Origin of the sequence: Heyndrickxia coagulans DSM 1 = ATCC 7050 (assembly GCF_000290615.1) — a bacterium.
Classification (GTDB): Bacteria; Bacillota; Bacilli; order Bacillales; family Bacillaceae_C; genus Weizmannia; species Weizmannia coagulans.
This window is the reverse complement of record NZ_ALAS01000256.1, coordinates 1-9511: the sequence shown is the minus strand read 5'-3', so window position 1 is coordinate 9511 and position 9511 is coordinate 1. Positions and strand designations below refer to the sequence as shown.

Sequence of the window (9511 nt, the reverse complement as noted above, 5' to 3'; positions counted from 1 at the left end):
GTTTTTCGCTTGTGTTACCCATATCCGGACACATCCCTTCGTTAATATTATATTTCACTAAAGGGTGTCCATGAAACTATACTAGCATCAGTCCTTCATCACCCCGATGAAGGACATTTTGCCCCGCAAACGCTTCTCTTTTGTCCTTCATCACCCCGATGAAGGACATTTTGCCCCACGAACGCCTCTCTTTTGTCCTTCATACCCTCGATGAAGGACATTTCGCCCCTCGGACGCCCCCGTTGTCCCTCATACCCCGATGAAAGACACTTCGCTCCCACGACGGCCCCCTTGTCTGTCTTTGCTTTAATTCTTACCGGCGGGAGAATTCCTCATACCCCGAGCAGTTCCTCCGTCAGTTTTTCCTGGTGAATGAAATATGTGCCTTTTTCCTGCGGGAGGATGAGGTTTTTTTCTTTAAGCTGGCGGATCGTGCGGCTGACCGTTTCACGGGTGACGCCGATCATGTTGGCGAGGTCGGAGTTGTTGAGCGGGGTTTTCACGAGGACAAACCCGTCTTTTTCCTGAACGCCATGTGTGCGGGTGAGGCGCAGAAAAAGTTTGACTACTTGCTCGTAAGCGTTGTTTAAAATCTGGGCTTCGAGGCGGTCCTGCAAGTCAAGGATTTCATCACTCATCACACCGTATAAAGTCATGGTCAGCTGCGGATTGTTGAGCAACACGTTTTCAAAATCAGTAATCCGGATGGCAACGAGATTCGTGTCCACAACCGCCATCGCATTCGCCGGGTAGCTTATTTTACGAAAAAAACCAACATGCGGGAACATGTCGCCATCGCGAAGCAGTGTGACAACTTGCTCTTTGCCGTTCGCATCGGTGCGGTAAATTTTCACTTCCCCGCTTTCAATAAAATAAACGGCCTCCTGCGGGTCCCCCTGGAAAAAAATATGCGCATCCTTTTCGGCATGCTTTTTAACAGATATATCGGCGATCACAGCCAGATCCGCATCCCCGAGTCCTTTAAAAAGTGGCATTTTACGCAGGTTTTCCAAAGCGCTCACTTCCTTTCTTTAATAAAGTGCAATTACTCGCGTATTCTCCAAATTTCATAGGTATCATTCCAAAGCTGCAGGCGGCCTGCTGGACAAATCCTTTCAACACACCCTATTGTACACAAAAATTAGCACACCGCCCAAAGCCAAAGTCAATGTTAAAAAAAGAAGAGCGTCCCACTCGGAGCGCCTCTTATCCTTTCTTCAACAAAGTGCAATTATCCCTCAATTACTCGCGTATTCTCCAAATTTCATAATTTTCATTCCAGAGCTGCAGGTGGCCTGCTGGACAAATTCTTTCAACACACCCTATTGTACACAAAAATAAGCACACCGCCCAAAGCCAAAGTCAATGCTAAAAAAAGGGTGTCCCATCCGGAGCGCCTCTTATCCTTCCTTCAATAAAGTGCAACTATCTCTCAACTACTTGCGTATTCTCCAAAGCCAATATTAAAAAAAGAAGAGGGCCCCAATCGGAGCGCCTCTTATTAAGAAGGAATCGATTCTGTAGGATGGGCAGCCGTTTCCAGTGCTTCCTTTTTGTCAAATTCTTTTTCGGTTTTGGAGATGACGACCGTCGCGACGGCATTTCCGATAATATTTGTGAGCGCGCGTGATTCGGACATGAACCGGTCCACGCCGATCAACAGTGCGATCCCCGCAACCGGGATAACCGGGAACGCAGACAAAGTCGCAGCAAGGGTAATGAAACCGGAACCGGTCACGCCCGCCGCCCCTTTTGATGTCAGCATTAAAATCAGCAGCAGCATGATTTGGTGCCCGATCGTCAGGTGCACATTGTACGCCTGCGCAATGAAAATGGAAGCCATTGACAAGTAGATGGCGGTGCCGTCCAGGTTAAACGAGTAGCCGGTTGGAACGACAAGGCCGACAACGGATTTTGAGCAGCCGAATTTTTCGAGTTTTCTCATCAGGGAAGGCATCGCCGATTCCGATGAAGAAGTCCCGAGCACGAGTAAAAGTTCTTCCTTTATATAAGCGATGAATTTGAAAATATTAAACCCAAACGCTTTCGCAATCCCGCCGAGGACAAGCACGATAAAAATGATCATCGTCAGGTAGACAGATCCCATTAATTCGCCGAGATTGATCAGCGAGCTTGCGCCAAACTGACCGACTGTATAGGCCATTGCCCCGAATGCAGCGATCGGCGACACTTTCATGACAATGCCGACAATTTTAAAGAAGATTTCCGTTATGTCTTCAAAAAAGCGGATAACCGGTTTTGCCCTCTCCCCGAGGGATGCGGCAGCGACCCCGAACAGTACCGCAAAGAATAATATTGGCAAAAGGTCTCCCTTGACAAAAGCCCCGGCGATGCTTTCTGGAATAATACCGGAAATAAAACCAATAAAACCGTGTTCGTTGTCTTTTGCCTGCGTGACGAATTGTGAAACCTGGCTTGTTTTCGCATGGCTTGTATCAATGCCGTGGCCAGGCTGGATCAAATTAACGATAACCAGACCGATGGCGAGCGCAACCGTGCTGACGACTTCAAAATAGATAAGCGCCTTGCCGCCGATCCGGCCGACTTTTTTCAAATCCCCCATGCCGCCGATCCCGATAATAACCGTAAAGAAGATAATCGGCGGGACGAGCATTTTGATGAGTTTAATAAACCATTGCGCGAGAATATTCAGTTCTGCGCCGAATTTAGGTGAAACAAGCCCTACAATAATCCCCAGAATGATGCCAATCACGACTTGTACTGTAAGATTCCGAAAGTTGATCCTCATTTGCCATCCCCTCTGTTTGCGCTTACATTTTAGTGTCACGAATTATATTTCTATTATAGTACAGGTTTCTCCCGTTTTCACTATTTTTATATTAAAAAAATTTTGCTTTTAAAAAAGCATGGTCTAAACAAAACGCAAAAAGCAGCGGAACAGTGTCCGCTGCTTTTTGCCAGCTGTCTTTGAAAGAATGCTGGGAACGTATACTCCCAATATGAATAGTCGCCACCAGGGTCTGTGCCTTTTTCCGGGACAAGTTTATACTTCCGGTACCGCTTCTCGCAATGCTTCTTCCAATTCTTCCCTGTACGCCTGTTCTGTCTCCGCATCCCAGGAAAATTCGGCGGCCAACCATGTCATGACCGGCTCTTTCCATTTGCGGACCCAGTTGATATCAAAGAAAAGGGCACCGGTACGGCGAATGAAGAAATCGACCGGTTTTACCGCCATTTCTTGTTCCACTGCGTATTTCAATACGGCGTACACTTCCCGCGGCAGCGGATAGTCGTCTTTCCAGCTTTTCGCGTATGCATATACGTGATCCGCGTTCGTGCCATATTTTTCCGCAATCGCCCGGCTTGCTTCAGCAGACAGGCCGCTTGCTTCCCCTTCTTTTGATTTTGCTTTGACAAACGCCGGCAATTTTTCAGAGCCGCCTACGTCACCGCCGGAAATCGGCAAGTGCTTCGTTTGGCACGGCCGGAAATTGCCGCCAAGCCTGCGCGCCACAAGATCTACAACCGTTTCCGCCATTTTCCGGTAGCCGGTCAGTTTGCCGCCTGCGATTGTCACGAGGCCGCTTTCGGATTCCCAAATTTCATCTTTACGCGAAATTTCGGAGGCGTCTTTTCCTTCTTCGTAAATCAGCGGACGGACGCCGGCCCAGCTTGATTCGACATCATGGGCTGTCACTTTGACTTCCGGAAACATAAAGCGGATCGCTTTCAATAAGTAATCAATATCTTCCGGGAGCGGTTTCGGGTGAATCGGGTCTTTGTCGTAAAATGTATCCGTTGTGCCGACATACGTTTTGCCGCCGCGCGGAATGGCAAACACCATGCGGCCATCCGGCGTATCAAAATACACGGCTTGCCGGAGCGGGAAGATGCTTTGGTCAAACACAATATGCACGCCCTTTGTGAGGCGGAGGCTTTTGCTCCCTTTCCCGTCCTTATTGCGCATTTTATCACTCCACGGCCCGGTCGCATTGACGACCATTTTCGCCCGCACATTTACGGTTTCCCCGCTGATCTGGTCACGAACAGTGGCCCCGCAGATACGGCCGTTTTCATACAAATACTCTTCCGCTTTTGCATAGTTTACAGCCAGCGCCCCATGTGCGACAGCTGCTTTCATGACTTCAATGGTCAGCCGCGCGTCGTCCGTCCGGTATTCGACATAATAACCGCCGCCTTTCAGCCCGTCTTTTTTGATCAGCGGTTCCTTATTTAAGGTTTCCGAAGCCGACAGCATTTTCCGGCGTTCCGTTTTTTTCACGCCAGCTAAAAAGTCGTACAGCCGCAAGCCGATATTCGTTGTAAACGCGCCGAACGTGCCGCCCTTATGGAACGGCAGCAGCATCCATTCCGGTGTTGTCACATGCGGGCCGTTTTCATAAACGATGGCGCGCTCTTTTCCGACTTCAGCCACCATCTTTACTTCAAACTGCTTCAAGTACCGCAGGCCCCCATGGACAAGTTTGGTTGACCGGCTTGACGTGCCCGCCGCGAAATCCTGCATCTCGACAAGCGCTACCGACATGCCGCGCGTCACTGCGTCAAGCGCAATGCCGGCCCCTGTAATGCCGCCGCCGATCACAAGCAGATCGAACGTTTTATTTTTCATGCCTTGTAAAACCGTCCCGCGCTGTTTTCCTGAAAATTCCATTTTCGTCCCCTCCTTAAAATAAAAAGAGACCTGAAACATGCATTATGGAAAACTCCCATAAAACAAGCCAGGTCTCTCTGCATCTCTTGACATTTTATGAACTTGTTTTTATTATAACAGACCTTCCGCTGATTTTCAGCTGTTATGCACCGGGAAAATGTAGTAATCCCCGTTTCTTGCCGTTGCTCCGTTAGATAAGGCAGCGCATCAAAACATAGAAGGCAATGGCGCCCGAATCATGCGAGGCAACAAAGCAATAGCTGGCCACGTTTCCCGAAAGCTGTTTAAAAGTCCAATAGACAAGCACAAGCCATCGAAGGAAAACCGGCTGAATACCGCATTTTCTGCAGTCACATCCGGATGGCCGGGAATCCAAGGTGCTGTGAAAACCGAACCATAGCAATCTATTGAAAAGCAGTGGCCGCCTGCAACAGCTAAACTGCCACAGGACAAGCCGGATCAAACCATGCCGGCTGCAGCAAGAACGGCAGCCGAAATGCTATAAATCTATTTAAAGGCAATGGTTGCGTGGATTGCTTTTTTCCATCCGCCATATAAGGCTTCGCGCTCTTTTTCCGCGAGTGACGGTTCAAATTTGCGTTCCACTTTCCACTGGCGGGCAATTTCTTCACGCGATTCCCAGTAACCGACCGCAAGCCCCGCCAAATATGCGGCGCCGAGTGCAGTGGTCTCGCTCACAACCGGACGTTCAACCGGCACGCCTAACATATCGCTTTGGAACTGCATGAGAAAATTGTTTTTCACTGCGCCGCCGTCCGCACGCAATGTTTTAAGCGGTAATCCGGAATCTGCCTCCATCGCAGCAAGTACATCTTTCGTCTGATAGGCGAGCGATTCAAGCGTGGCCCGGATAAAATGTTCTTTCGTGGTGCCCCGTGTCAGCCCGAACACCGCGCCGCGCACATCGCTTTCCCAGTACGGTGTCCCAAGCCCGACAAATGCCGGCACAACATACACACCATCTGTTGAATCGACCCGCTCTGCATACGATTCACTTTGAGCGCTGTCTTTGATCATGCGCATCCCGTCACGCAGCCATTGAATCGCTGACCCTGCCACAAAGATGCTGCCTTCAAGGGCATACTCGACTTTACCATCAATACCCCATGCGAGCGTCGTCAGCAAGCCATGCTTGGAAGAAACGGCTTTTTCGCCGGTATTCAAAAGCATAAAACAACCGGTGCCGTACGTATTTTTCGCCATCCCTTCTTCATAGCAAGCCTGCCCGAACAGCGCTGCCTGCTGGTCGCCCGCCACGCCTGCGATCGGAATTTCCTCACCAAAGAAATGGTACGGCGCAGTCCGTGCATAAACATGGGAGGAAGGCTTGACTTCCGGGAGCATCGCAGCAGGAACGTCCAGCATTTCAAGCAGCTCGGGATCCCATTTCAAATCGTAAATATTGTACAAAAGCGTCCGGGACGCGTTCGAATAATCGGTAACATGGGCTTTGCCGCCTGAAAATTTCCAGATCAGCCAAGTGTCGATTGTGCCAAACAGGAGCTCGCCTTTTTCAGCGCGTTCTCTTGCTCCGTCAACATGGTCGAGGATCCATTTGATTTTTGTCCCGCTGAAATACGGATCGATCAGGAGCCCGGTTTTTTCACGGACCATATCAGCATAGCCTTTTTCTTTTAGATCGGCGCAAATATCCGCTGTCTGCCGCGACTGCCAGACAATCGCATTGTAAATCGGATGCCCGGTTTGTTTATCCCAGACGACCGTTGTCTCACGCTGGTTGGTAATCCCAATCGCGGCAATCTGCTTCGGCTCTACATCCGCTTCTGTTAAAACAGTCGTCGTAACTGCGAGCACCGATGCCCACACTTCATTCGCATTATGTTCCACCCAGCCAGGTTTTGGAAAATATTGGTGAAATTCCTGCTGGGCTGTATGCACAATTTCCCCTTTTTGGTTAAAAAGAATAGCTCTTGAACTCGTTGTCCCCTGGTCAATGGATAAAATAAATTTCTCCATCCCGTTTCCTCCTTACGCTCTCTTTTTCTTGTTTTCTATCATCCATACTATCAATAATACAAGTAAACACGTTAGCAAAACACACCAAAACGCGGGCGTCCAATCATTTTTAAACACAGCCCGGTAAAAAACGCCCCCGAGAGAACCCCCGAGCAACGGACCGGCAACCGGCACCCACGCATAACCCCAATTCGAAGGCCCTTTCCCTGCAATCGGGAGCAGAAAATGGGCAATTCTCGGGCCAAGGTCGCGGGCAGGGTTGATCGCATAACCCGTCGTCCCGCCAAGTGAAACCCCGATCGCTACAATCAGCATGCCGACGATGAACGGGTTCAGCCCGTCTGTAAACTTATTTGCCCCGATCGTAAGAACGCCGAGCACAAGAACAAAGGTCCCAATCATTTCACTGATAAGATTCGCAAAATAGTTTGGAATGGCCGGCCCGGTCGAAAATACGCCAAGTTTGGCTCCCGGATCGTCCGTCTCCTTCCAGTGCGGTAAAAAGTGAAAAAATACGACGGCAGCGCCGATCATGGCCCCGACCATTTGTGCCACAATATATCCGGCCACTTTCGACCATGGAAAATCCCCGTTAAATGCAAGCCCGACGGTAAGTGCGGGATTTAAATGGGCACCGCTGTATTTTCCGACTGCATAAGCCGCCATGGCGACGCCAAGTCCCCACCCGAACGAAATGACAATCCAGCCGCTCTGGTAGGCAAATGACTTTTTCAAATTGACATTGGCACAAACACCACCACCAAAAATAATCAGGATGGCTGTGCCAACCAATTCTGCTAAATATGGATTCATACCCCTTCCTCCATTTCGAATGAATTAAAAGCTGATCCGGCAATAATCCGGTCCCTTTCATCAAAAAAGAACAAAAAGACCCACGACGCCCGCAAATTTGTTGCGAATGGAGTGGATCTCTTTGTTCTCCTGCCAAGTTTATTAACTTATGTATGATGATAACGCTTACTTTAAATTTTGTCAATCCATGTTCACAAAAAATATATGCGGATTTTCCTGATTTTGTTGAAAGAAGCGGGCACCCTTCTATTCCGAAAACATTTCCATTATTCGGCTGGTGCCCATTCGGCACCAATGGGAGAATGTTTCACATACCTGAAGTCCGCTTCCGCTTCTGGTTTGGGCTTCCCCGGAGTCATGCCAATATGCCTGCTGTACACCCGGGTGCCGCCCCATGCAAAAAAACGCTGCGGCCGCCCGGAACAGCCACCTGTCGTTATTTCTTTTCCAAAAAGGCTTCCCACAATTCCGTATCCGAGGTGGTGATGCCTTCTGCTCCGGCTTTCAATGCTTTTTCCACATCTTCCCGCGTACGGATCAACCCGCCTGCAAAAATTGGAATGCCAAGCCGTTCTTTTACTTCGGTAATCATCCATGGCGCGATGCCCGGCAAAACTTCAATATAGTCAGGTTTCGTCCGTTCAATTAATTTGTAACTTTTCTCAAGCGCATGCGAATCAATCAGGAACATTCTTTGGATCGACACGACTCCCCTTTGCTTTGCTTTTTGTATAACATTGGCTTTTGTTGATATCAGCCCGAAAGGTTGATACTCCTGGCATAAATATTCCGTTGCGTAATCATCACTCTTCAAGCCCTGGATCAAGTCCACATGGTAAATCATTTTTTTGCCTTCCGCCTTTGCCATTGCCGCAACGTATTTGAGTTGTGAGATGTGTAGTTCGAGAAAAATCCCGATTTCATAATCACTTTTTAAAAACCTTTCAAACTCCTTCATGTTGACAGAAGCCGGAAGAATTCTTTGAGAAAAGGCCATTTTTTCTCCTCCTTATGTTTATGCAAATTTAGTTTACCACGTACGATGGACCGGTACGCATTGTGTATATGACAAGATCTTCCCGGCTGTGTATGAATCGGGTCTTTTGAGGGGACTGTCCCCGGGAATTTTTCATTTTCTGTGTCATCGTGAAAAAGATGAGTGAATGTTTCACGCAGCTAAGAACAGATGAATCAGACCAAGTGGCTCATTTGGTTGCATAAAAGCCAGCTCTCTTTTTATTCAGTTTAGGCCATTTTCCACGTGTATCGTGTATCACGTGTATATTGTATATGATCGGGTTTTAAAAGCAACAGCTATATATATTTTGAAGGAGGTAGAGAAAGATGACAAGAAGCGGGATTATAAGTGCAATTATTGGCTTTTTAGTTACAGGCATTCTAATAGCTTTTATGGAAGGTAATTGGGTAAACGGTTTACTCGCTTTTGGTGTCCCGTCAGTTGTTTTTCTGGCGGTTGAATTAACCAAAAAAAGGACAAGAAAATTGAGTGATCTAAACTTACCAGATACGGATGAACGAGTGTCCGGGTTTTTCCAGTTTCAGGATAGTAGTTAACTGCTAATCGGCAACGCGAATCGGTGTAACAACATCTACGACTCGTCCTAGTACCACACCCCGGAATAAACTGAGGTGTTACTTCTTGACCTTGTTTCTTATTTTTGTCCATTACAAACTTCACCACCTTTCTCAATATAAAGTGAAATTAATGAGGAAACACTAAAAAAGCTAAGGATTTTTGTATAAAAATGTACAAACTCCCCCCGTCGACAATATATGAATTCCCCACTGTGTTAAACTCCCTCGTTCTGAATGTTTGCATCTGCGGTTTTACATCGTAAGGGACGCCAGGTTGAAGCCTTTGATTAAAGTGAAAAGGCTCCCATTTAGTGGGCTCCTTTTCATTAAAGAGATGGTACTCAACCGATATATGCGTTGATCAGCTCTGAGGAGTAAAAATTTTTCGTGATAATTTAACTATTCCCCCCCAAAAATGCGGCTAAATATGTAATAATTTAAATAATTAGA

Annotated in this window: 7 protein-coding genes; 1 reads left to right on the top strand and 6 read right to left on the bottom strand. The window is 47.9% G+C overall.

The window, feature by feature from the left end; translation table 11 throughout:
• Positions 1–332: 332 nt before the first annotated feature.
• The 6 genes from IC21_RS13875 to IC21_RS13845 all read right to left on the bottom strand — a co-directional run bounded on the left by IC21_RS13875 (position 333) and on the right by IC21_RS13845 (position 8462).
• A complete protein-coding gene (locus tag IC21_RS13875) occupies positions 333–1013 on the bottom strand; it encodes a Crp/Fnr family transcriptional regulator (protein WP_029142928.1) in 681 nt (226 codons plus the stop codon).
• 488 nt (positions 1014–1501) lie between these two features.
• Positions 1502–2770: a C4-dicarboxylate transporter DctA gene (gene dctA, locus IC21_RS13870; RefSeq protein ID WP_029142929.1), complete on the bottom strand. Its 1269-nt coding sequence runs from the start codon at positions 2768–2770 to the stop codon at positions 1502–1504.
• Positions 2771–3025: 255 nt separating this feature from the next.
• Entirely contained in the window at positions 3026–4654 is a 1629-nt protein-coding gene (locus IC21_RS13865; protein WP_013858258.1) for a glycerol-3-phosphate dehydrogenase/oxidase, read from the bottom strand.
• Between the two features lie 507 nt (positions 4655–5161).
• Positions 5162–6652, bottom strand: a complete 1491-nt coding sequence (gene glpK, locus IC21_RS13860) for a glycerol kinase GlpK (protein WP_029142930.1) — start codon at positions 6650–6652, stop codon at positions 5162–5164.
• A gap of 12 nt (positions 6653–6664) precedes the next feature.
• Positions 6665–7465 (bottom strand): MIP/aquaporin family protein, encoded by an 801-nt coding sequence (locus tag IC21_RS13855; protein WP_029142931.1) that lies wholly within the window; start codon positions 7463–7465, stop codon positions 6665–6667.
• Between the two features lie 436 nt (positions 7466–7901).
• Complete coding sequence (locus tag IC21_RS13845) at positions 7902–8462, bottom strand: glycerol-3-phosphate responsive antiterminator (protein WP_026684237.1); 561 nt, start codon at positions 8460–8462, stop codon at positions 7902–7904.
• A 347-nt stretch (positions 8463–8809) separates the two neighbouring features.
• Between IC21_RS13845 and IC21_RS13840 the strand changes: the two genes are divergently transcribed.
• Positions 8810–9040, top strand: a complete 231-nt coding sequence (locus IC21_RS13840) for a hypothetical protein (RefSeq protein ID WP_017554086.1) — start codon at positions 8810–8812, stop codon at positions 9038–9040.
• Positions 9041–9511: the final 471 nt, after the last annotated feature.

What these genes read in the sequence shown, in the direction of transcription:
- dctA (WP_029142929.1), bottom strand. Translation starts at nt 2,770, where the DNA reads ATGAGGATCAACTTTCGGAATCTTACAGTACAAGTCGTGATTGGCATC.
- IC21_RS13865 (WP_013858258.1), bottom strand. Translation starts at nt 4,654, where the DNA reads ATGGAATTTTCAGGAAAACAGCGCGGGACGGTTTTACAAGGCATGAAA.
- glpK (WP_029142930.1), bottom strand. Translation starts at nt 6,652, where the DNA reads ATGGAGAAATTTATTTTATCCATTGACCAGGGGACAACGAGTTCAAGA.
- IC21_RS13855 (WP_029142931.1), bottom strand. Translation starts at nt 7,465, where the DNA reads ATGAATCCATATTTAGCAGAATTGGTTGGCACAGCCATCCTGATTATT.
- IC21_RS13845 (WP_026684237.1), bottom strand. Translation starts at nt 8,462, where the DNA reads ATGGCCTTTTCTCAAAGAATTCTTCCGGCTTCTGTCAACATGAAGGAG.
- IC21_RS13840 (WP_017554086.1), top strand. Translation starts at nt 8,810, where the DNA reads ATGACAAGAAGCGGGATTATAAGTGCAATTATTGGCTTTTTAGTTACA.